17 protein-coding genes and 5 pseudogenes are annotated in these 23,192 nt (G+C 62.4%); 10 read left to right on the top strand and 12 right to left on the bottom strand.

Features of this window, described 5'->3' with window-relative positions:
- Window positions 1-32: 32 nt before the first annotated feature.
- Both QM789_RS07510 and QM789_RS07515 read right to left on the bottom strand, forming a co-directional pair.
- Window positions 33-1,307 carry an SLC13 family permease gene (locus QM789_RS07510; RefSeq protein WP_420351330.1) on the bottom strand — a complete coding sequence of 425 codons (1,275 nt, stop codon included), beginning with the start codon at window positions 1,305-1,307 and terminating at the stop codon, window positions 33-35.
- 243 nt (window positions 1,308-1,550) lie between these two features.
- On the bottom strand, window positions 1,551-2,456 hold the full coding sequence (locus QM789_RS07515) for a methylenetetrahydrofolate reductase (protein ID WP_420351331.1): 906 nt from the start codon (window positions 2,454-2,456) through the stop codon (window positions 1,551-1,553).
- A gap of 114 nt (window positions 2,457-2,570) precedes the next feature.
- On the opposite strand from QM789_RS07515, the gene QM789_RS07520 reads away from it, so the two are divergent.
- Together QM789_RS07520 and QM789_RS07525 are read left to right on the top strand one after the other, a co-directional pair.
- On the top strand, window positions 2,571-2,903 hold the full coding sequence (locus QM789_RS07520) for a LysR family transcriptional regulator (RefSeq protein WP_420351332.1): 333 nt from the start codon (window positions 2,571-2,573) through the stop codon (window positions 2,901-2,903).
- Window positions 2,855-3,400 (top strand): LysR substrate-binding domain-containing protein, encoded by a 546-nt coding sequence (locus tag QM789_RS07525; RefSeq protein WP_420351333.1) that lies wholly within the window; start codon window positions 2,855-2,857, stop codon window positions 3,398-3,400. The genes QM789_RS07520 and QM789_RS07525 overlap by 49 nt, the downstream gene beginning before the upstream one ends.
- A gap of 200 nt (window positions 3,401-3,600) precedes the next feature.
- Here QM789_RS07525 and QM789_RS07530 read toward each other — a convergent pair whose 3' ends face one another.
- Window positions 3,601-4,557 carry an IS5 family transposase gene (locus tag QM789_RS07530; protein ID WP_420351334.1) on the bottom strand — a complete coding sequence of 319 codons (957 nt, stop codon included), beginning with the start codon at window positions 4,555-4,557 and terminating at the stop codon, window positions 3,601-3,603.
- Window positions 4,558-4,744: 187 nt separating this feature from the next.
- Here QM789_RS07530 and QM789_RS07535 point away from each other — a divergent pair, with 187 nt between their 5' ends.
- Window positions 4,745-4,864, top strand: coding sequence for a putative oxygenase MesX (locus QM789_RS07535; protein WP_420351335.1), 120 nt, complete (start codon window positions 4,745-4,747; stop codon window positions 4,862-4,864).
- A 250-nt stretch (window positions 4,865-5,114) separates the two neighbouring features.
- On the opposite strand, the pseudogene QM789_RS07540 reads toward QM789_RS07535, so the two are convergent.
- The 3 genes and pseudogenes from QM789_RS07540 to QM789_RS07550 all read right to left on the bottom strand — a co-directional run.
- Window positions 5,115-5,647: pseudogene (locus QM789_RS07540) on the bottom strand (transketolase); the annotation flags it as partial.
- 230 nt (window positions 5,648-5,877) lie between these two features.
- On the bottom strand, window positions 5,878-6,123 hold the full coding sequence (locus tag QM789_RS07545) for a hypothetical protein (RefSeq protein ID WP_420351336.1): 246 nt from the start codon (window positions 6,121-6,123) through the stop codon (window positions 5,878-5,880).
- Between the two features lie 184 nt (window positions 6,124-6,307).
- Window positions 6,308-6,457: pseudogene (locus QM789_RS07550) on the bottom strand (IS256 family transposase); the annotation flags it as partial.
- Window positions 6,458-6,567: 110 nt separating this feature from the next.
- Between QM789_RS07550 and QM789_RS07555 the strand changes: the two are divergent.
- The 6 genes and pseudogenes from QM789_RS07555 to QM789_RS07580 form a co-directional block, all read left to right on the top strand.
- Complete coding sequence (locus QM789_RS07555; protein ID WP_420351337.1) at window positions 6,568-7,266, top strand: hypothetical protein; 699 nt, start codon at window positions 6,568-6,570, stop codon at window positions 7,264-7,266.
- Window positions 7,148-7,903, top strand: coding sequence for an RHS repeat-associated core domain-containing protein (locus QM789_RS07560; RefSeq protein ID WP_420351338.1), 756 nt, complete (start codon window positions 7,148-7,150; stop codon window positions 7,901-7,903). Before QM789_RS07555 ends, QM789_RS07560 begins: the two co-directional genes overlap by 119 nt.
- 324 nt (window positions 7,904-8,227) lie before the next feature.
- Window positions 8,228-9,184 (top strand): IS5 family transposase, encoded by a 957-nt coding sequence (locus QM789_RS07565; RefSeq protein ID WP_420351334.1) that lies wholly within the window; start codon window positions 8,228-8,230, stop codon window positions 9,182-9,184.
- 1,020 nt (window positions 9,185-10,204) lie between these two features.
- Complete coding sequence (locus tag QM789_RS07570) at window positions 10,205-11,551, top strand: IS5 family transposase (protein WP_420351339.1); 1,347 nt, start codon at window positions 10,205-10,207, stop codon at window positions 11,549-11,551.
- Window positions 11,552-12,321: 770 nt separating this feature from the next.
- Window positions 12,322-12,817: pseudogene (locus QM789_RS07575) on the top strand (IS110 family transposase); the annotation flags it as partial.
- A 408-nt stretch (window positions 12,818-13,225) separates the two neighbouring features.
- Window positions 13,226-13,330: pseudogene (locus tag QM789_RS07580) on the top strand (IS5/IS1182 family transposase); the annotation flags it as partial.
- Between the two features lie 408 nt (window positions 13,331-13,738).
- On the opposite strand, the gene QM789_RS07585 reads toward QM789_RS07580, so the two are convergent.
- The 5 genes from QM789_RS07585 to QM789_RS07605 are packed head-to-tail and all read right to left on the bottom strand — an operon-like array spanning window position 13,739 to window position 21,007.
- Window positions 13,739-15,928 carry a TSUP family transporter gene (locus QM789_RS07585; RefSeq protein ID WP_420351340.1) on the bottom strand — a complete coding sequence of 730 codons (2,190 nt, stop codon included), beginning with the start codon at window positions 15,926-15,928 and terminating at the stop codon, window positions 13,739-13,741.
- A 57-nt stretch (window positions 15,929-15,985) separates the two neighbouring features.
- Window positions 15,986-17,632, bottom strand: coding sequence for an ABC transporter ATP-binding protein (locus QM789_RS07590; protein ID WP_420351341.1), 1,647 nt, complete (start codon window positions 17,630-17,632; stop codon window positions 15,986-15,988).
- Window positions 17,632-18,516, bottom strand: coding sequence for an ABC transporter permease (locus QM789_RS07595; protein WP_420351342.1), 885 nt, complete (start codon window positions 18,514-18,516; stop codon window positions 17,632-17,634). The genes QM789_RS07590 and QM789_RS07595 overlap by 1 nt, the downstream gene beginning before the upstream one ends.
- Before the next feature lie 12 nt (window positions 18,517-18,528).
- Window positions 18,529-19,446 (bottom strand): ABC transporter permease, encoded by a 918-nt coding sequence (locus QM789_RS07600; protein WP_420351343.1) that lies wholly within the window; start codon window positions 19,444-19,446, stop codon window positions 18,529-18,531.
- 49 nt (window positions 19,447-19,495) lie between these two features.
- On the bottom strand, window positions 19,496-21,007 hold the full coding sequence (locus QM789_RS07605) for an ABC transporter substrate-binding protein (RefSeq protein ID WP_420351344.1): 1,512 nt from the start codon (window positions 21,005-21,007) through the stop codon (window positions 19,496-19,498).
- Window positions 21,008-21,096: 89 nt separating this feature from the next.
- On the opposite strand from QM789_RS07605, the gene QM789_RS07610 reads away from it, so the two are divergent.
- The gene (locus QM789_RS07610) at window positions 21,097-21,759 is read left to right on the top strand and encodes a GntR family transcriptional regulator (RefSeq protein WP_420351345.1); all 663 of its coding nucleotides are present in this window, start codon (window positions 21,097-21,099) and stop codon (window positions 21,757-21,759) included.
- 72 nt (window positions 21,760-21,831) lie between these two features.
- On the opposite strand, the pseudogene QM789_RS07615 reads toward QM789_RS07610, so the two are convergent.
- Window positions 21,832-22,736 (bottom strand): annotated as a pseudogene (locus QM789_RS07615) (transketolase); the annotation flags it as partial.
- Between the last annotated feature and the right edge of the window lie 456 nt (window positions 22,737-23,192).

Below are 23,192 nucleotides of genomic sequence, written 5' to 3' on the forward strand. Positions count from 1 at the left end.
GGACGGGGGCGAGGGAAAGAGCGCATGCCCCGTCAAAGCGCCCCGAGCCATCCGGCCCAGAGATACTGGATCGGCACCAGAACGGCGAAGGTGATCGCCGACAGCAGCAGACACAGCCGTATCGCCGCGCCGAGTGGAACGCGGGCCATTCCCATCGCGACAACGATCGGCGCGGATTGATAAGGCAGGATCGGGGTCGCGAATCCGATGATCTGGATCATCAGCACGGTCATCAGCGGAAAGCCCGTCCCATCGGCGAGGGCTTGCGCCAGCGGGGTGAAGATGGCCGGCACGCCATTCGCCGTGACCACGAAATTGAGCAGGGTGGTCAGGCCGGTGATCGTCGCGAAACTGGTGAACGGGGCGTCGGCGGAAAGCGGCGCATGGCGCAGGAGGGCCGTTCCGATGGTCGTGCCGAGGCCGCTTTCCGCAACCAGCGCCGCGAGGCCGAGGATCGCCGCGACATAGATCGCGGTGCGGTGGTTGACCTGGGTGCCGAACTCTTCGGCGGTCACGAAACCTATACGCGGCAGAAGGCACAGGCAGGCCGCCGCGAGGCCGACCCAGGCGGGCGCCATGCCATGCAGCGAATCCGTGATCCACAGCGCGAGCGTGACCAGCAGCAGGATCGCGAGCCGGATTTCCGGGGCGCTCAGCGGTGTCGGCGGCTCGGCCGCGACGACGCCCTCAACCCTGTCCGGAAACAGCACAAGGATGCACAGCGCGAGGGCGACCCCCTTGAGCAGGCCCAGCACCGGCGCGTTCAGCAGCAGATACGGCAGGTAGGCAAGGTGCAGCCCATAGGTGGCCTCGATCGTCCCGGACATGACGAGGTTGGGCACATTGGCCGGCAGGATGGAGGCCGAGAGCTGGAACGTGCCGAACCCCACGGCCAGCGCCAGCCCGATACGGCCGGGCCGCCCGTCCCGCAGGCCCGCGCTGTCGGCGAGCGCGAGGATGATCGGCATCAGCAGGGCGATCCGTCCCATGTTGGACGGCATGACGAAGGCGAGCGCATAGGTCAGCGCGACGGTGCCGAACACCAGCCTTGGATAGGAGCGCGTCAGGCGCGAGGCCAGCAGCCGCGCGACCCGGGCGGCAAGGCCCGTCCGGGTGATGGCGATGCCGATGACGTAACCGCTGAGGATCAGCCAGAATGCCGCCGAGGCGAAGCCCGAGAAGATCACCGATGCCGGCGCCACGCCGAGGATCATGGCGGCCGCAAAGAAGATCAGGGCTGTCAGATATTCGGGGAACCTGCCCGATGCCCACAGCGCGATCGTCACCGCCACGAGTGCCGCGACCATTTCAGCTCCTCCCGCCACCCTTCAGGGCGTGTTTAGCGGTCGGGGGATTGGCTGTCGAGGTCGGCCTGTCGCCCTGTGAGGTGCCCGCATCTGCCGGATCCGGGCCACAGCGGGCTGCGCCCGGCGGTTGCGGTGTCACCGCAAGGGCGGTGGCGCTGCGATGTTCATCAGCGGGCATATGACCGGGATCGGTAAACGGTCTTGCCGTCAATCGCTGCGCCGAGGGCAAAAGATTGCATGCCGCTATCGTGCCGGATCGGAGGAGATGGCTTTGGCCTGCCAGTCCAGAAAATCGGCCAGACCTCCGAACGGGAAGATATGCACCCCCGCGATCAGGGGGGCGCCGGTTGGATCGGCGGCCGCCGCCAGATCGGCCGCGATGTCCTCGGGCGTGATCGGGCGCAGGAATTTCCGGAAATCCGGGGCCCTGCGTTGCAGAACGGCCAGAGAGGGCCCGACACCACAACTGATCCCATAGCGGATCAGTTCCGCAAGGCGTGTCGGCCCCGCAAGGCCGATGGTGATCGGCAGATCGACCCCTGCATCGCGCTGGCGCCGCGCCCAATCGAGAGCAGGCGCGCTTGCAAAGAGGAACTGGGTCAGCAGGGCGGCCCGCATGCCGCTGCGGTTGCGCCAATCCTGTTTCCAGCGCAAAGCCGCATTGGCCTGAGCGGTGCCGCCGTCCGGGTCGATGTCACGGCTGCCCTCCGGGTGGCCGGCAAAGACGATTTCCGCAAAGCCGAGGCGGTCGAACATCCCCGTGGCCATCAGGTCCATCGAAGACGCGAATGCGCCCGCCGGAGCCTTTACCCCACCCGCGATGACCAGCGCAGAGGACACACCCGCCTCGCCGCGATAGGCGGAAAGGATGTCGTGCAGATGGGGCCCGTCCTCGATCAGCCGCGCGGGCAGATGCGGAACCGGCTCCAGACCAAGCATCCGCAACGCGCGCGCCGTCCCGACCATCTGGTCGATCGGGGTTCCCGCGATATGCGCGATGAACACCTTCGTCCCCGCGGCGATCCCGGAGGCGGCTTCGGGCTGGGAAGTCCGGAATTTGTGCCAGGTTTTCGGGGTCACTTCAAAGGATGCCGAAGCAAGCAGGTTGCGCGGTGCCGGACCGGTGGTGATTTCGAGTTTCGCGGACATGGGTGGCCTTCGTTCATTCGGCTTGATGCTATGACGGCCCGCCGCCGGGGGCCAGCCAAACCCGGCATTGAATCGGTGTTCATGGGCGGTCATGACGGCACCATGTGACAGGTCATGCCCGCGATTGATATCCAACCTCTGGCCATTCTGCGCGAGATTGACCGGACGGGCAGCCTGACCCAAGCCGCCGACAAGCTGAACCTGACGCAATCAGCGGTCAGCCATGCGATCCGGCGGTTCGAAGAGCGTCATGGCGTCAAGCTGTGGGAGCGTGAAGGCCACAAGCCGCGCCTGACGCCGACCGGAGAATATCTCCGCTGGCGCTTGAGCAGGGCGCGATGGTGCTTGAGGATTATGCGCACGGGCGGCGCGATCCGGGTGGGAATGGAATGCCAGGATTGGCTGATCCGTTTCTGGCGGAATGGCCCGATGTCGAACTGGATGTGACCACGGCATTTCAGTTCGGCGGGCTGGCCGCGCTTTTGAGTCATGAAATAGATATTCTTGTTACCCCGGATCCGATAGAGCGCCCCGGGCTCCAATATACACCCGTTTTCGATTACGAATTGGTTCTGGCCGTGGCCGAAACCCATCCCTTGGCGCAAAAGCACCGGGCCGAGCCCGAGGATCTGGCGGGCGAGACGCTGATCACCTATCCCATTTCCCGCGAGAGGCTGGATATTTATACGCGCTTTCTTGTCCCGGCCCATGCCCTGCCGCGCCGGCATCGCACGGTGGAAACAACCGATCTGATGTTGCGGCTGGTGGCCTCGGGGCGCGCGGTCAGTGCAACGCCCGATTGGCTTTTGTTTGGGGCCCGTGGAGTGAAGGGTTTGCGGCTTGGCGAAGGGATCACGAAATCCATCCATCTGGGGCATCGCGCGGGCGAACCTGCCCCCTACCTGAGCGGATTCATCAATCTTGCGAAAAATGGCGTGATTTGAATTGGTTGTGCTGGGCTTCTCAGCGCTTGAACATGACATTTTATCATATTTTACTGAAGGAACATCTGATCAACGGCTTCGGCTGCGCCGAGATGGCCGCCTGCCTGCCTGGACAGGTCGAGGACGGGCTCGCAGCGTCTGGTTTTCTGGTTTCACGACGGCCGTCACAGCCGTTTTGTGGGTTTCAGGCAGGCTCATCCTCATGCCAGCAACCTCCTTCGCACCATGAACAGGTTGCCGAGCGCGAACAGCGTAAAGAGTTGGGCGCGGTTCTTGGCGAGGCCTCGATAACGGGTCTTCAGGTGACCGAACTGACGCTTGATGATCCGGAAGGGATGTTCGACCTTGGCCCTGACCATCGCGATGATGCGGTTGATCCGTGTGTCGATGGGATGCAGGTCGCTGCCTTTCGGCGCCTTGCGCATCACACCCCAGACTTTGCCTGGACCCTTGAAGGCCGCCTCGCGCTCGGCGCTGACATAGCCCTTGTCCGCCCAGACCGAGGTTTCCTCGCCGTGCAGCAACTCGTCCCAGACCTGACTGTCGTGCAACCTGGCCGTCGAGGTCTCAAGGCTGTGGGTCACGCCGCTGTCCACATCCACGCCGATGTGGGCTTTCATGCCGAAATACCAATCGTTGCCCTTCTTGGTGGACGACATCTCGGGGTCGCGCGCCCTGGCCTTGTTCTTGGTGGAGGATGGCGCGTCGATGATCGTCGCATCGACCAACGTGCCCGAGCGCAGCGTGATGCCCTTGTCGGCCAAATGCGCGTTCACGTCGGCGAAGATCGCCTCCGTCAGCCCGTGCCGCTCCAGAAAGTGGCGAAAGTTGAGGATCGTGGTCTCGTCCGGGATGCGGTCATCCCCCAGCTCGATCCCGGCGAAGCGGCGCATCGCCTCGCTGTCATACAGCGTCTCTTCGGCCATCGGGTCGCTCAGCGCATACCAGTTCTGAAGGAAATACACCCGCAGCATCGTCTCCAGCGGCATCGGCGGGCGCCCGCCCTGCGGTCCGGCTTTCGGATAGTGCGGCTCGATCAACCCGATCAGCCGCCCCCAGGGCACGACCGCGTCCATCTCCGCCAGGAACAGTTCCCGCCGCGTCACCTTCTTCTTCATCGCATCGCGCAAGCCGGGAAGGGCAGGCTGTTTCGGCATCGCCGGGCTCCTTGTCACATCCCGGAAATTCTATCAGATCACGCCGAAATGAGCAGGTTTTCAGACCTTCCTGAAATAATATCATTATTTATCATGTCTGTGTTCGGGCATATAGTCCGCACCGACGCCCCGTATTGGCGCGTCACCCGAACGAAAATCACCTCGGAAGCCAGGAGGGCAGACTGCGATGACCAGAGATTTCACTTTCATAATCAAGACCCTTCGTTTCGCCGAGAATTACACCCCCGCCAATGGCACGCGTCTGACCACCAATTTCGCAAACCTGGCGCGGGGGGAAAACGGCTGAAGCCGTCGCATCTGTTGTGCGCTCAGCCAGAAATATCGCTCGTATCATTTGATCATGGCCTGCGTAAATCACTCAATCTGCTAGTATAAAACAGAAACCTATAGCAATCGACACCAAGCGGCTATTCTGAGTGGTTCCTCAAGCGTGCGCATTGCGAGCGCCTGAGGAGGGCGCCGGCTGTTGTAGGAAATGATCCCGTCGCCGATGGTGCGGATTGCGTCCTGGATACTGTCGTGCGGCAGGCGATCCACGCATCTTGATGGCGCCCGGTGCCGCGGGCGAAGAACAGCGCCTGCGCCGGAAAGGCGCGCACGTCGGCGAAAGGGTCCCATTCTGCGCCCTTCGGCACACCCAACCGGACCTGCCATGCGTCTGATTGCGCCTCGGTCATCAGCCCGCCGTGGTTGTCCTTGCGCCCAGCGATCAGCGTGCCCCAGCCCTTCACCGTATAGGCAAGGAAGCAGGTCGGGCGGTCATGGTCGATCGCGGCGAAGGTCTCGACGGAGTTCCCGCCGAGGTGCCCCATCAGCGCCGCCAGTTCATCATCCGAGCGCCGTTCGATCAACGCGGAAACGGCGCCCTGATCGCCCAGATCCTCAATCAGCCGCGTGCGCCATTTCGCACCGCCCATATAGGTCAGGGCGGAATAGTCCTGATTCGGGCTGCGGTCGATCCAGTCGCGCCCGGTTTGGTAAAGGCCGCGCGTTGCAGTGCGCCGTATTTTACCCGCACCATCTGCCAGCCGAAGGCGGCGACGCTCTTCTCGATCCGCTCGAACGATCCCGTTCCAGCGACTGGCGGTTGAGCCTCTGAAAGGGTCGCGGGATGTTGCGCTCGATCGCGCCCCGCCGGAGTGTTTCGAAACGTGCGTTACGGATACACGCCAAGCGCAGATCAAAGTCCTTGGTATCCCGAGGGTCTTCAGCGCGAACCGCTTCTATGTGGGACAAATACTCTGCAAGCGTCATGTCCCGCATCGCCGACCAGTTGAGATCAGCCATAATCTGATCAGCCTATAGATCGCCCTTCGCGATCAGGCGCAGGCAGGCCTTGAAAACCCGCCCAGGCTGAAGATCATCAATGCCGAGCAGCTCACTGATGCGCCATAGATTTCGGAGATTTTCGGCGACCTTTTCTACCGCCTCATCGGCTTCCGGATCAGGTTGCGAAAGCAAAGACCTGATGCCTGCGGCGGAGATTGTCGCGCCGCGCGCGACTAAAGGCGTCGGCATCGACAACTGCAAACTTGTGAGCTTCATGCAGCGGTGCGGCCCGCCAGATGGCCCTGATCTCCTCTTTATGGGAGACCAGCAAACGTCAGATACGGGTCGTATCGCGAGTGTGGCGGAAATTGCCGAGCAGTGGGCTGCGGGCATGTAATGTTGGCTTCAGTCAGGCCGCGAGGTCAAGGGACATCGGCGCGAGTGATTGAGAGAGGATTTCTCATCCGTCGACCTTTCGCATCTGGATCTGCCCTGACGCCAGGAGAGTCCAGAGCAGCATGGTCTGGGTCTTGATGCGGCGGCCGAATTCCGCATTCAGACGCTCGATGGCATTGGTGGTCCTTGCTGACTTCCATTGGGTGGGTGTCAGTCCACCCGGAGATTACGCCACGTTCACTTTCCGCCATTTCCGAGACAAGACCTTCTCTTGGAAATTTCATCACCAATGTGAAATATAATGTCTGGGGAAACCCGCAGAGAATGGATTTCGGTAACGGGGCATATCAGACAGCTAGTCATGACAGCCGCCGCGGCTGGGTCATCGAAATGAACGGATTTGATGCGGCCAATGACAAGATCTTCCGCGCAGCTTACACACGCTCAGCCACAGGTCGGATTTCCACTCATGATACTGGCTTCACCTGGGAAGGTGTCACTTCCGATCGGGCGGGTTCATTCGCGTTTGTCTACGATTATGCCGGACGGCTCCTGAGTTCGACCAATACCCGCAGTCAGGTTGCGCATAGCCAGGTGTTCAGCTATGATCGCGCCGGTGGAATGCGGACCAATGGCCAGCGCACCTGTTATGTCTATGGCGTTGGCGGGGTGCGGTTGAAAAAAGTCGAAAGTCTTGCCGCCAATCAGAATTGCGCGGCGCTGACTGCCAATGCCGCGGCGACAGTCTATTTCGGCGACGTCGAGATCCGCAACCGGGGCCTTGTGGGACAGGAGGCGGTGACGACCTACCCGGATCCTGTGGTCAAGCTGACAAATGGAAATCAGCCGGCCCAGGCGAGCTACCTGCACCGCGACCATCTGGGTCCGGCCCGCGCCATCACTGATGGGGACCAAGGCGGAGAGCGCGGTCTATCGGCCGTTCGGCGAACAGACCAACTGGCGATCGCCCGCGATCACCGAACCGGAAAGCAGGGGCTGGATCGGCGAACGCTACGATGCTGATTCCGGGTTGCAATACCTCAACGCCCGCTACTACGACCCCGAACTCAGCCTCTTCCTCCAGCCCGACTGGCTCGATATCATGAGGCCGAGCGTTGGGACGAACAGGTATGCTTACAGCTTCAATGATCCGGTGAACCTGAGAGATCCCAAGGGGAATTGGTTTGTTGCAGATGATGTATTTGCTGGTCCGGTTGACGAGTTTGTCGCCATTGCCGGGCGGACTATTGCGGCCTATATGGGATCGGAGTTGGAACAGGAAAAATTAAGATCAATAATGTCAATTATTGGGATTGAATCGCGGAATATTAACGAAACTAAGGTGATAAATCCAGAAATAAATGAGGGCGCCCAAGGAAAACATCGGCCCGGTCATAATGACTTTGATCCACATCGCAGTCCTATTGATTCTGAAGTGAACCCTCATGATTTGTTTGGTGGAGCCATAAGAGGGGAATTCGATAAGGTGGGCGAGACGCCTCGCGGTGATCCAATTGGAAAGCGCGGGTCACATGTCGTACCAGCAGGTGAGGACGCTGTTAGAAATGCAAAGGATCGCGAACATCAAAAGCGGCAGGATGACAACGGTGCAGAAAGTGACAACGAGGTGGATGAGAAATGGAAATACCAGATAAAATGATTGTGTGGGCAGTTATTTGCCTTTCGGGGACCGTAAGCAAAAACATGCGTGGGGTTTCCATATTCTATACCAATCACACATTCACCGTAAAATATTACCTTGCGTCAGAAACAGAGCCTTTGGATGAAGATCTATCAGAGGAATTTTGCGCTGAATTCTATTCGGGATCCATCTTTCAAATAGATAAAATGGACGTTGATTTCACTGTGGATGCCCCTGCATCAAAAAGCGCAGAAGAATTCTTTCTTTTTCAGGAAGGTCTGAAAACCTGCTCATTTCGGCGTGATCTGATAGAATTTCCGGGATGTGACAAGGAGCCCGGCGATGCCGAAACAGCCTGCCCTTCCCGGCTTGCGCGATGCGATGAAGAAGAAGGTGACGCGGCGGGAACTGTTCCTGGCGGAGATGGACGCGGTCGTGCCCTGGGGGCGGCTGATCGGGTTGATCGAGCCGCACTATCCGAAAGCCGGACCGCAGGGCGGGCGCCCGCCGATGCCGCTGGAGACGATGCTGCGGGTGTATTTCCTTCAGAACTGGTATGCGCTGAGCGACCCGATGGCCGAAGAGACGCTGTATGACAGCGAGGCGATGCGCCGCTTCGCCGGGATCGAGCTGGGGGATGACCGCATCCCGGACGAGACCACGATCCTCAACTTTCGCCACTTTCTGGAGCGGCACGGGCTGACGGAGGCGATCTTCGCCGACGTGAACGCGCATTTGGCCGACAAGGGCATCACGCTGCGCTCGGGCACGTTGGTCGATGCGACGATCATCGACGCGCCATCCTCCACCAAGAACAAGGCCAGGGCGCGCGACCCCGAGATGTCGTCCACCAAGAAGGGCAACGATTGGTATTTCGGCATGAAAGCCCACATCGGCGTGGATGTGGACAGCGGCGTGACCCACAGCCTTGAGACCTCGACGGCCAGGTTGCACGACAGTCAGGTCTGGGACGAGTTGCTGCACGGCGAGGAAACCTCGGTCTGGGCGGACAAGGGCTATGTCAGCGCCGAGCGCGAGGCGGCCTTCAAGGGTCCAGGCAAAGTCTGGGGTGTGATGCGCAAGGCGCCGAAAGGCAGCGACCTGCATCCCATCGACACACGGATCAACCGCATCATCGCGATGGTCAGGGCCAAGGTCGAACATCCCTTCCGGATCATCAAGCGTCAGTTCGGTCACCTGAAGACCCGTTATCGAGGCCTCGCCAAGAACCGCGCCCAACTCTTTACGCTGTTCGCGCTCGGCAACCTGTTCATGGTGCGAAGGAGGTTGCTGGCATGAGGATGAGCCTGCCTGAAACCCACAAAACGGCTGTGACGGCCGTCGTGAAACCAGAAAACCAGACGCTGCGAGCCCGTCCTCGACCTGTCCAGGCAGGCAGGCGGCCATCTCGGCGCAGCCGAAGCCGTTGATCAGATGTTCCTTAAAAGGTATGAAGAGCGCAATTAAAAGTTCTCAACAAGGTAGGATATCAGATCATGACTAACCACGCCCCCTTGTTGAAGCCAGGAAATTCGCTCAACAATATCGGATTAAAAGACTGCGCGGACGACGAAAGTCACAGTGTCATGGACTTTGTTATGTCCAGAACTCAAATTGGAGATGGCAACCTAGGGCGACAAATTCTTCCAAAAAATCTCGGGTTAACGTCGCGCTCTTTGGCGCTTTCCCGGTGCACAATCGGATAGGAGAATATGGGTTTTTATCAAATCTGGAGGATGCCGTTGAGTGGAAAATAGGAAACGCGACGGGGGGTATATTTTAGCCATTCGCTCTTTGAGTGACTACTACTGCCTTGCAACAGATAAGTTCTCTTATAAATAACTGATGGAGATAAATGAACGAACAAATGTTACAGATTTTTTGTAATATTGCCGTAATGCGATGGTTTTTTCATCCTTCTTGAGGATGATCCGGCCTGTCTGATTAGTTTTGATAGCGCGGTCGAGTTTGGTAAGAATTTTGTGAACGTGGAGGTTGCCAGAGAAATTTTTAATCTGCACATGATGGATTGGTTAATAAACAGCCTTCCATCGCAACGCACCTGGCTGGAATCAATACAATCCTACATTTCGACAGATTAGACCCTATGATCGCGGAATGAGCTGACTGGGTTGGTGGTCTCTCCCGCGGCATTCTCCGTTCGAGGGCTGCGCTGGATTGGCTGGCGCCGAGCCTCAGGAGTCGGCTCTGAACAACGCGGAACACATTGATTTTGCGTTGTTATATTGCTGTTTTGTTGGCATCAGATTGCAAGGTTTCGTAATCTGGCCCCAGAAACCCTGCAAATTCCGATCGCCCATGAAGCCCCATTCCCGCGCCCCCGAACAGAATGATCTCCTGCGCCCCAGGCTGGTGGACATAATCGATGCCCGCCACGAATTGGTGAAGCTCGCCGCCCTGATCGACTGGGAGTTCTTCGAGCGGGAATGGGCCGGGTTCTTCCCCTCGAAGACAGGCCGTCCGGCGACCTCGCCACGCCTGATCGCCGGGCTGATGTATCTGCAGCACGCCTTCAAGCTGTCGGACGAGGCGGTGGTCGCCCGTTGGGTGGAGAACCCCTACTATCAGCATTTCACCGGTGAGACCTTCTTTCAGCACCGCCCGCCGATCGATCCCTCATCACTGGTGCGCTGGCGCAAGAGGATCGGTGAAGAAGGCGTCGAATGGCTGCTGACCAAGACGATCGAAGCAGGCCGCAATTCTGGGACGATCACGGACAAGGCGCTGAAGCGGGTGGCGGTCGATACCACCGTGATGGAAAAGAACATCGCCCATCCTACGGATGCCCGGCTTTACGAGCGGGCCCGGGCCCTGCTGGTCGGCTTGGCGAAGAAGGCCGGGATCGATCTGCGCCAGAGCTATGCCCGTCTTGCACCGCGGCTGGCCATCCAGGTCGGGCGCTACGCCCATGCCCGCCAGTTCAAACGCATGCGCAAGGCGCTGCGCCGGCTCAGGGGGTATGTCGGCCGGGTGCGCCGCGATCTGCGCCGTCACCTGCAGGACATCCCGCAAGGCCCCCTGCACGAGAAGGTTCTGGACGCGCTCTGGCTGGTCGGGCGCCTGCTGGAACAGGGGCCGAAGAGCCGCGACAAGCTCTATTCCCTGCATGAGCCCGAGGTCGACTGCATCTCAAAGGGCAAGGCCCGTGTGCGCTACGAATTCGGCACCAAGGTCAGCCTCGCCACCACCCTCGACAGTGGGTTCGCCGTCGGCGCCCGCAGCTTCGCGGGCAATCCCTATGATGGTCACACCCTGGCGCCGGCGCTGGAACAGGTCGCCATCCTGACCGACCAGGTGCCCGATCTCGTCGTCGTCGACCGCGGCTATCGCGGCCACGGCGTGAACAGCACCAAGGTCCTGATCAGCGGCCAGCGGCGCGGCCTAACGCCATTACTGGCCAAACTCCTGAAACGGCGCAGCGCCATCGAGCCCGAGATCGGTCACATGAAGATGGACGGACGCCTTGCCAGATGCCCCCTGAAAGGCCGTATCGGCGATGCGGTCTTCGCCGTTCTCTGTGCCTGCGGCCACAACATCCGCAAAATCCTGACCCATCTCAGGGCCATTGCGTCCCTCGTCATCCGACTCATACTCTCCATCATCGTGGTTGCTGACAGCTCTCTTTGCAAACCCTGCGCGGCATAAACGCGTTGTTCAGACCTGACTCAGGAATGGGGCGGAGACCGAATGGAACATTGCACGTTCATCGGGCTGGATGCCCACGGCGACGATCCTAGTCGCGGTTGCGTGGGGCAAACGGGGTGGCGAGGTCCGTCACGGGGACGGTGCCGCACCGCCCAGATCAGATCCGCAAACTAATTGAGAAGCTGGGGGCTTTGGGGGCGCAGCTGCATTTTTGCCATGAGACGGGTCCCTGCGGATATGGCCTGCACCGCCAGCGTGTCGAGATGAGGCACGACGGTATCGTGGTGGCGCTCTCGCTGATCCCGATAAAGACGGGTGATCGGCTGCCGCGATGCTGGCAAAGCTCCACCGTGCCGGTGAGTTGACGGCGGTCCGGATGCCGCCCATGAGGCGATGCGCGATCTTGTGCGGGCATGTTCGACGCCGATGCGGGCCGCCCAGCACCTTCAGGGCTTCCTGTTGCGCCGCGGTCGGATCTGTCCCGGGAAAAAGGGCTGGACCGTTGCCTATCGGCGCTGGCTGGCAATGGTGCGGTTCACGCATCCGGCAGGTCTTCCACGATTACATCAATGCCGCCGCGGATGCCGAGGCGCGGGTCGGGCGCCTGAAAGGGCAGATTGCACCCGTCTGCCGAGCTGGAGCCTCGCACCGGTCGTTGAGGCAGTTCAGGCGATGCGCGGCGTCGGGTTCATCGTCGGGGGCTTCGCCTTGCTGCTGTGCCCCCCCCGACGGGATCTTTGGTCAGGGAGGGTCCACATGGGAGAGCGGTCATGTTGGCGATTATCACTGTCGGGCTCGATCTGGCGAAGAATGTGTTTCAGGCGCACGGGGCTGATGCCGTGGGGCGTGTTCTTTTTCGCAAGAAACTGAGGCGGGATCAGGTTCTGCCGTTTTTCAGCCAGCAGCCGAGCTGCGTTGTCGCGCATTTCCGGGGCCGCGAGCTTGGCAAGCTCGGGCACGAGGTGCGGCTGATCCCGCCTGCCGATGCCAAACCGTTCGTCAAGCGCCATAAGAAACATGGCCGATGCCCGTCTCGCGAAGCGGCAGCGCACCCAACTATGCGCTTCGTGCCCGTAAAGAGTGAGCAGACCCAGGGGCCGGCGATGGTCTTCCGCATCCGGGAACTTCTGATCCGGCAGCGCACACAGGCGATCAATGATTTGGGCGAGGTCGGTCAGATCGTGCCGCAGGGTGCTGGCAACGCGGCCCGGCTGATTGCGATCATCGAGGACCCGGAGCGGCCTGCCCGCCGATGCCATCGCCACCCATGCGGGTGCGGGTCGCGCTGGCGAGGAGTGAGCGATGAAGTGCCACGGGTTCAAGCTCATCGCGAACGGCGCGGATCGTCTGGGCCTTCAGGCGAGGGGACGTCTACAAGGCTCCGGCCACGGCGGCGCAAGCCGTCGAGGTCGGAGCACAAGAGGGCAGGGAGCGGCTTGGCGCGACGGTCGACGGGATCATAGGAGCCAGCCTGCAACAGGATGCCTTCGTGCACGCAGCGTTGACTCGGGACATGATCCGCGAACACCATACGGGTCGGCGGCGCAACGATGGCCGCACCCGACGGAGCGCCAGAAAGACCCAGAACCCTCTTGCGCATGCGGCCGTTATTCATGTCGCACTTATCGGTGATGCGGGTTCACCCTTTGAATCAGGCATGTTAACTGATGCCGCATGCCATCGCCATCTCGTAGCCGCTACCGCACGACCAACTGGTCAGAGTATAATGCGTTGCTACGACGCCGGGGATCGCTCTCGGTCTCGTTCGATCCGGGCATGAACTGATACAACCACCCTCGGCACCGCCGAGATCGGAGCCGTTGCCTGAAACCTGCGGGGATAGGGAGATCCTCACCCACGCCAGATTGGCGCGATAACACCTTTCCAACCGGAAATGACCGTCGTCGCGGATCTGCCTGGCACAAGATGCGCGGGGCGGTCATCTTGCGCCAGAAGTGAGAGCGTCCGAGGATTTCCGGTCTCAACCGCCGTGACTGAGCGTTATGCGTCGGCTCGGTCAGGGCGGGGATTTGCTTTGCGGTTCCTTCGCCATGGCGGCGTCAAGTTTGGCAACGCTTACCGCGTCATCCTTGTTCGTGTCCATTGCTTTCAAGGATGGCCTGGGCCGGTGCTTCTGCCTCGGCGCGCGCTGTATCCCCCGGTGCCGCGTTGTGCACCGTGCCGCGCTCACCCCATGAGCGCCTTTCGCAGCATGTTTCCTGCGAGCAGGAGGATGGTGCAGGCGAAGGTGGTGCGCAGCTGCGCCGGGCTGAGCCGATGCGCCATCTTCACGCCGATCGGCACGGTCAGGGTCGAGGCCACCGCGACCAGCACCACGGCGGGCAGGTTGACGTAGCCTAGGGTGAACGGCGGCCGCCCCTCCAGCCCCCAGCCGGTGAGCAGGAAGGTCACGAAGGCCGGCACCGAAATCAGCAGCCCGAAGCCCGAGGACGTCGCCACCGCCCGGTGCGGCGGCACGCCATAGGCGGTCAGCAGCGGCACGGTGAACGACCCGCCGCCGATCCCCATGATCGCCGAGAAAAACCCGATCAGCCAGGCATAGACAGAGCGCAGCGCCGGCCCCGGCAGCACGTCGGAAATCCGCCAGTCGCGCTTGCCGAAGGCCATATAGAGGCCGAGGCAGACGCCGATCGACCCGAACACCAGCTGCAACTGGTCCGAATGCAGCGCCGCCGCCGCGAACACCCCGATCACCGAGCCGAGGGCGATGAACGGCCCCCACTGCCGGATCATCGCGAAATCGACCGCGCCGCGCTTGGCATGGCCCTGCACCGCGCGGATCGAGTTGAAGATGATCGTGCCGGTCGAGGTCGCCACGCAGACCTGCATCACATGGTCCGAATGATAGCCCATCGCGCCGAAGACATAGAACAGCGCGGGCACGAGGATGATCCCCCCGCCCACGCCCAGAAGCCCCGATATGATCCCCGCCAACCCCCCGGCAACCGCGATCACCGCAAGCAGGAGCATCATGCCGGTGCCTTGCCCACCGCGATATCGGCGAAGACCCCGGTCATGCCCAGCAGCGCCTGCCGCATCAGCGGCTTCAGGACATGTTCGTTTCGGCGCGTGCTGGTTGCAGCCCGCATAGCTGTGCGGCACCCAGATCGTCGGCAGCGCCAGCACTTCGGCAAAACAGTCGTTCGGCAGCGACCCGCCGAGGTTCGGCAGCAGATGCGGCGCGAAGCCCGTCGTCTGTTCCAGCGACCGGGCGGTGAAGCGCACCCAGGGGTGATCCGGGTCGAGCCGCGTCGCCGGGAAGGTGCCCCGGTCGGCGGCGATGACCTGCACCGCGCCGAAGCCCCGGGCCGCCAGATGGCGCCGCAGCGCGGGAACGATGTCGTCCGGATCGGTGCCGACCACATAGCGCAACTGACAGGTCGCGCGGGCATGGCCGGCGATGGCGTTCACCGGCGCCTCGGGCACGCCGGATTTCATCGCCAGAACGGCGAAGCTGTTCCAGCCGAAGACGCGCTCCGCCGGGGTCAGGCTTTCTTCGCCCCAGTCGGGGTCGAGCGTGATCCCCGCCTCGACCGGCGGCAGGACGGAGAGCACCTCGCGGATGCGCGGGGTCAGGCTGTCGGGGCGCCATTCGGGGATCAGGATCTGCCCCCGCGCATCGGTGATCGTGGCCAGCGCATGGGCCAGAATGATCGACGGGTCCGCGATCAGCCCGCCGAAATTGCCCGAATGATGCGCGCCGTCGCGCAGATCGACCAGCAGATCGAAGGTCACGCCGCCACGCGAGCCGGTGAAGATCGTCGGCCGTTCGGGCGACAGCCGCGGCCCGTCCGAAGCGATCAGGACATCCGATTTCAGCAGATCGCGCTGTTCGGCACAGAACTGTTTCAGCCCGGGCGATCCCGCCTCTTCGCCCATTTCGATCAGGATTTTCGCGTTGAACCCCAGCTTTCCCTGTGCCGCGATCAGCGCGGAGAAGGCGCGCAGGTTGACGAGGTGTTGCCCCTTGTTATCCGCCGCGCCCCGGCCATAAAGGCGATCACCTTCCTCGGTCAGGGTAAACGGGGCAAGCCCCGCGCGCCACTGGCCCTCCTGCGCGCGCACCACATCGCCATGGCCATAGGTCAGCACCGTCAGCGCCGAAGGATCCTCGATCCGCTCCGCCGTCAGCAGCGGCCCGGCCCCCGTGACGGGATTGTCATGGATCCGCCAGACAAAGCCCATCTCCTCCAGCATCGGCACCATATGGCCGGTCAGGTAGTCCATCAGATGGGGCCCGCCCCGCGGATCCTGGCTTTCGCTCGGAACGGCGACCAGCGCCGCCAGTTCGCGTGCAAAACCGCCCGCGTCGAAATAGGTCGCGCTATGGCTCAGCGCCGCGTCACGGATGCTCATCTCGTCCTCGATTCTGCGGGGGGGGTCCGGCACCGTAGGGAGGGGCAGGCGCCAGCGTCATGCCGCGCCCTCCGCAGGGGGAAGGGCCGCGATATCCGGCACCACCCAGCCCCGACCCGGCTGCGCCGCCAGAAGCTGCTGCGTATAGGGATGCGCCGGATGGCCGAAAACCGCATCCACGGTGCCCTGTTCGACGATCGTGCCCTTCTGCATCACGATCAGATTGTCGCAGATCTCGGCCGCGACGCGCAGATCGTGGGTGATGAACAGGATCGTCAGGCCCATCCGGTCGCGGATCTCGTTCAAGAGCCGCAGCACCTCTTTCTGCACCGAAACGTCCAGCGCGGAAACCGCCTCGTCCGCGATCAGAACCTTCGGCCGCACCATCAGCGCCCGCGCGATGCAGATCCGCTGCCGCTGGCCGCCGGAAAACTGGTTCGGATAGCGGTTCAGCGCCTCCGGTCCGAGCCGCACGATCGACAGCAGCTCCCGCGCGCGGGCCATCGCTTCGGCCCGGTCCTCGCCGAAGTTCACCGGCCCCTCGACCAGTTGATCGCCGATCGTCCGGCGCGGGTTGAGCGAGCCATAGGGGTCCTGAAACACGATCTGGATATCCTTGCGGAACGGATGCAGCGCCGCCCGCGAACAGATCGCGATATTGGTGCCCTCGACCCAGACCGCGCCATTGTCGGGGTCTTCGAGCCGGATCAGGCATTTCACCAGCGTCGACTTGCCCGACCCGGATTCGCCCACGATGCCCAGCGTCTCGCCCTCGCGCACGGTGAAGTCGATGTCGCGGCAGGCTTCGACCGTGCGGGCCGGACGGAACATCGTGCCCTTGACGTGATAGGTCTTGTTCAGCCCCGCGACCCGCAGCATTTCCGGCCGCGTGTCCAGATTGCGCGTGGCGCTGCCGCCGCGGCGCGGAACGGCGTCGATCAACTGCCGGGTATAGGGGTGGCGCGGGCGGTTGAGCACCTCGTCCGCCGTGCCCTGTTCGACGATCCGGCCCTGTTTCATCACCACCACCCGGTCGGCGATCTCGGCCACCACGTCGAAGTCATGGGTGACGAACATGATCCCGGCATCGTGCTTTTCGCGCAGGTCCTTGAACAGATGCAGGATCTGCGCCTGTGTCGACAGATCGAGCGCCGTCGTCGGCTCATCCGCGATCAGGAGCGCCGGATCGAGCGCCAGCGCCATCGCGATCACGATCCGCTGTCGCTGACCGCCCGAAAGCTGATGCGGGTAGGAGGCATGGATCCGCGCGGGTTCCGGCAGGCGGACCTCTTCGAGCAGGCGCAGCGTCCGGGCGCGGCGCTCGGCCGCCGACAGGCCGGTATGTGCCTCGAACATTTCCTCGATCTGGTTGCCGACGGTATAGCACGGGTTCAGCGCGCTCATCGGTTCCTGAAAGATCATCGCCATCCGGGCGCCGCGCAGCTTCGCATGCTCGCGGGGCGCGATCTTCAGCAGGTCGCGGCCCTCGAAGATCACCTCGCCCTGCGACGGTTTCAGCGCCTTCGGCAGCAGCCCCATCGTGGTGAAGGAGGTGATCGACTTGCCCGAACCGCTCTCGCCGACGATGCAGACGATTTCCTTCGGCATGATGTCGAGGGTCAGGTTCTCCACCGCATGGGGCCGGTCGCCGCCCTTCGGCAGGTCCACGGTCAGATTGCGGATCGACAGGATCGGATCGGTCATCAGTTGCGGCCCTCCGGCGCGGTCACGTCGCGGATGCCGTCGCCGATCATGTTGATGGAGAGAACGAGGAAGAACAGCGCCACGCCCGGAATGGTGATGAGCCAGGGCTCGAACAGCAGCATCTCCTTGCCCTCCGAGATCATCAGCCCCCAGCTCGGCGTCGGCGGCTGCACGCCGAGCCCGAGAAAGCTCAGCGCCGCCTCAAGGATGATCGCATGTGCCATTTCCAGCGTGAAGATGACGATCAGGTTGTTCATCACGTTGGGCAGGATGTCTTTCCACAGGATGCGCGGCAGCGACGCGCCCAGAACCTCGGCGGCGGCGACATATTCGAGCTTGCGCACCTGAAGCGTCGAGGCCCGCATGACAACCGCGAACCGGTCCCACAGCAGGAGGCCCAGCACCGCCGTCACCACCTGCAACGAGCCGCCGAACAGCGCCACGACCGCCAGCGCCACCAGTACCACCGGCATCGCCAGCCGGCAGTTGATCAGATAGGTCACGACCAGATCGACGCGGCCGCCGAAATAGCCCGCAAGGATTCCCATGGTGGAGCCGATGATCGCCGAGATCGTCGCCGCGAACAGCCCGATCATCAGCGAGATGCGTGCGCCATAGGCCAGCCGCGCCCAGAAATCGCGGCCAAGCGCATCGGTGCCAAGCCAGTGCTCCCATGTGCCGCCGAGGAACACCGGCGGCTTCATCCGGGCAAGCAGGCTTTGGTCATAGGGGCTCCATGCCGTCAGCAGCGGCGCGAAGACCGCGATGAAAACGACGATCGCCATCACGATCAGCCCGAACATCAGCCCCCTGTGACGCAGCGCGCGGCGGAACATCACCTGGCGCGGGGTCAGCGGGGCGGTAACCGTAGTTGTGTCGCTCATCATATGCCTCCGTCAACCAAGCCGCAGCCTGGGGTCGAGCCATGCGTTCAGCAGGTCGGCCAGGAAGGTGAAAAGGATGTAGAACATCGAGAACAGCAGAATCAGCGCCTGCATCGTCGGCAGATCGTTGCGCGAGATCAACTCCCACGCCAGATAGCCCGCCCCGTGCAGTGCGAAGATCAACTCGACCACCACCGACCCGCCCAGCATGAACCCCATCTGCACGGCGGCCAGGCTGACCACCGGGATGATCGCATTGCGCAGCGCGTGCTTGAACAGGATCTTGCGCGGGGCCAAGCCCTTGGCGCGGGCGGTGCGGATGTAATCGGCGGACAGCACCTCGATCATGCCCGCGCGGGTCAGGCGCATGATCGCGGGCGTTGCGTAATAGCCCAGAACGATCGTCGGCAGGATGAAATGCTTCCACGTCGCCGAACCCGATGCCGGGACCAGCCCGAGCTTGATCGAGAACACCACGATCAGGATCAGCCCGAACCAGAAGGACGGGATCGCCTGCCCGACGACGGAAATGAACAGCGCCGCGCGGTCGAAGACCGAATTCGGCTTTACCGCCGCCAGCACCCCCATCGGGATCGCGAGGATCAGCGCGAAGGCGATCGACGTCAGGCCGAGGATCATCGTGACGCCCAGCCGTTCGCCCACGATCTGCGCGACCGGCATGTCGAGATACCAGGATCGGCCGAAATTCCCCCGGACAGCATTCGCGAGCCAGTCACCATATTGCACGATCACCGGTCGGTCGAAGCCGTATTGGAGCCGGATCGCCTCGATATCGGCGCTGGAGGCATTCTCCCCGGCGATGGAGATGGCGGGATCCCCCGCCATGTAGAGCAGCCCGAAACTGATCGCCGAGACGGTCAGCGCGACACAGATCGCGAGCACGAGCCTTTTCAGGGTATAGACGAGCATGGAGAGGGCCCTTGCACCAGGGCGCGGCGGGATGACCCCGCCACGCGGCTCAGTTCCAGGTGAGTTCGTAGAAGCGGATAACCTCGTCCGGCGTCGGCTCGAAATTCAGATCCGGCGACATGACGTAGTTCACGTTGTAGGTGAACAGCGGGATCCAGTAGGCTTCCTCGGCGATGCGGGTCAGGGCCTTCTTGTAAAGCGCGGCGCGGGCCGCCTTGTCGATCGTGCCGTCGGCCTGCTTGATGTCGGCAATCACCTGCGGGTCGCGGGCATCGTCTTCCGGCCCGCCGGTGAAATATTCCCCCGTGCTGGCCGAGGCATCCGCCACCGAATTGGAGCCCCAGGTGGTGAAGGTCACCGGCACTTCGCCCTTGCGGCGTTTTTCGCGCAGGGCGGCATATTGCATGTAGCTCAGCTTCGGCTTGATCCCCACCGCTTCGAGATAGCCCATCATCGCCTCGGCATAGGGCCGGTCGCGATAGGCCGCGAATTCGATGGTGAAGCCGTCCGGGTAGCCCGCCTGCTTCAGCAGTTCCTTTGCTTTCGCCGGATCGTAATCATAGCTCGGCACGTCCTGCGCGCAATTCGCCTGCGACGGCGCACAGGCGGAATTGATCACCTGCGAGGCACCCTTGACCAGCGCATCGACGATCGCCTGCCGGTCGATCGCGTGCCACATTGCTTGACGCACTTCCTTTTTCGTCATCGGCCCGTTCGGATCCGACCGCCCCGCCGCGTCGAGCGTCAGATAACCGATCCGCATCGAGGCGCCGTTCACCACCTTGTAGCGGTCGAGCGCGGCCAGCTTCTCGGTCTGGTCGGCCGGAACATTGAAAATGAAATCCAGCGTGCCGTTGAAGAATTCCGCGATCTGGGTATTCACGTCCGGGATTGTGCGGATGTCGATTTTCTCGACCGTGGGTTTGCCCTTCGGACCGTCGAAATAGGCGTCGTTACGCAGGAGCGACAGGTGCTTGCCGGTTTCGTTCTTCACCACCTTGTAGGGCCCGGTACCGACGGGTTCGGCATTCATCCCCGAAGGCCCAACCTTCGCGTAATATTCGTCGGGATAGATCACCAGCGGCCCGGCCAGATATTCCTCCGCCGCGGGGAAGGGCGCCTTCATATGCAGCCGGACGGTATAATCGTCGACCTTTTCCGCATGGTCGATCCAGGCCGAATTCGCGGTGTTCTTGACGCCGTTCTTCGGGTCGACAAGGAAGTTGAAGGTATAAACGACATCATCCGCGGTGAAGGCTTCGCCATTATGGAATGTCACGCCCTGACGCAGCTTGAATTCCATCGTCTTGTCATCGACCCAACTCCATTCCACCGCCAGGTTGCCGACATATTGGTTGGTCTTCGGATCGCGATACAACAGCGCATCCCAGACCTGATAGCTCAGCAGAACGCCTTCGCGCGCGGTGTTGAAATAGGTGTCGGCGGTTTCAAGCTCCTTCGTGAAGGCCAGATGGACCGAATTCGACGCCTTGTCGGCGAGCGCCGGCCCGGCGAGCAGAGCGGCCACTGCGGCGCCGATCAATAGCTTCGGGGTATTCATCAGCTTCTCCTGTCGGGTTTTGTATTTTTTATGTTGATGTTTGTATACAATTCTTCAAACCTGAATACTGTCAAACGAAAGCGCAGAAGATGACCCTCACGGCGAGAGCTTCAGACAGGATCCGCACAGAGATTGAGCAGCGTATCGCGGCAGGCGTTTACCAGAACGGCGAAAAGCTGAACGAAGTCGCGCTGGCGGAACAGTTCGCGGCTTCGCGCACGCCGCTGCGCGAGGCGTTGCAGACGCTGGCGGCCGATGGTCTGGTCGAACTGATTCCAAATCGCGGGGCCTTTGTGCGGCGGCCCTCGGTGACGCGGCTGGTCGAGATGTTCGAGGTGATGGCCGAGCTTGAGGCCTGGTGCGTGCGGCTGGCCACGCGCAGGGTGACGGCGGCGCAACGGGTGCTGATGGGACAGGCCTCGCATGATTGCGCGGCGGCGCTGGCGGCCAATCGGCCGGGCCTGTATTACGAGGCCAACAACCGGCTGCACAACCTGATTTACGAGGCGTCGGGCAACGGCTTTCTGGCCGAGGAAACCCGCCGGTTGCAGCGCCGCCTGCGCCCGTTCCGGCGCCATCAACTGGATGTCAGCGGGCGGCTGGAGGCGTCGATGCGCGAACACGAAGCGATTCTCGCGGCGATGGACGCGGGCGATCCGGTCAGCGCCGAGAAACGGATGCGCGATCACATCGGCGCGCAGAACCGCAGCTATGACCGGTTTCTGGAAACGGTTCAGGCCCCGCCGGGTTGAGTGCGGCGCAACCGCCGCGGCGCTCCTCCCGTGCATCGTCCGAATGAGGTCGGGTGGCGCATCGGACGCCCCCTCGACCCTGCTCACGATCGCGGCGGTGTCGAAATGGCGGTAGATATCGCCGATCGTCCCGGTCTGGCCGAAATGCGCGACACCCAGCGGCGTCGGATGGCCATGGACCGCACCCCGCCATGCCAGCGTGGCAGGATGCCCGTCGATCACCGTCATGATGCGCCAACCCGGGGGCAGACCGCCAGCAGCCGCTCGACATGGCCCTGCGCCCGCTGCGCAGCCAATAGCCGCCGTCGATCGCGCCCTGCCGGAAGGCGTCGTCATGGCGCCTGTCCGGCTGTTCGACCGGATTGCCCGTCAGCCGCAGATAGACCGCGCCGCCGGTTTCGTCGCGCAGCCATATGCGCGCGTCCGGGTCCCGCGCAGCATATAGTCGAAGGCCCATTGCATGGTCACGGCCAACTCGTCGGCAAAGGCCCGCTCGAACGCGGCCAGACCGCCTTGCGACATGCCGATGGAGTGATGCGCGCCCCTTGATAACAGGCGAAGTTCAGCGCATCGAGACCGCGACAGACGAAGGGATCCGTAGAGCGTGCCGATCGGCAGCACCCGCTTGCCGAACAGGCTGTGCGACAGACCCGCCACCAGCACCAGGAACAGGTTCATCTCGGCGATGCCAGGCTTCAGATGCTGCCTCCGGGCCTGAATTCCCATTTCGCGGTCGAAGGGATGCGATGCTCGATGAACGCATCCGCCATGGTTTCGCGCGCGAACAGCTTGCGCCGGTTGACCCAGGGGCCGCGGCCGGTCGTACCGGTCACATCGGGCGAGGTCGTCATGATCCGCGCGGCGATGTCGGCATCCATCCGCCAGATCCGATCGAGAGTCTTCGAGAACGCCATCTGCGTCGAGATCACGCGTTCTTCGGAGATCGGCAGATCCGGCACCTCGATCCACGCATTGCTCTTTCAGTGTCCGGACCACGCCGTTTTGCTGTGGGGTGATGAACTCCTGCGTCAGGCCGTAGCTGCGGACCAGGGCCGTGAACTTGCGAGTAAAACCAGGCCGTTGTCCGACCTCAGGAGGAACTTCGCTGGCACCCGGCCCAAGGTGCCGAACCTGGTGATCGACGCATGTTCCAGCGGGTTGTGGCTTTGCCGAAACGCACCGGTGCCAGCCCGGCAGTTCGTGGGTGTGGCACTCCATAACCAAGGCCAGCGCGGCCCCGCCATCCTGTCCGATCGACCGGCGTTTTGGCGCAAGACGGGATCGCCGCGATGCGGGGCGCATCCCCCGGTCGCTTCATGCCAGCCCTTGATCTGAAAGGTCCGCTGAACCGTGTTCTTGTCGAGCCTCGGAAGCCAGGCCACGGTCCGGTAGCCGAAAGACGGCCCCTGCTCGATCATCGCCTTGATCGGCGC

The sequence above is a fragment of the Paenirhodobacter sp. genome (assembly GCF_047600745.1).
Classification (GTDB): Bacteria; Pseudomonadota; Alphaproteobacteria; order Rhodobacterales; family Rhodobacteraceae; genus Rhodobacter.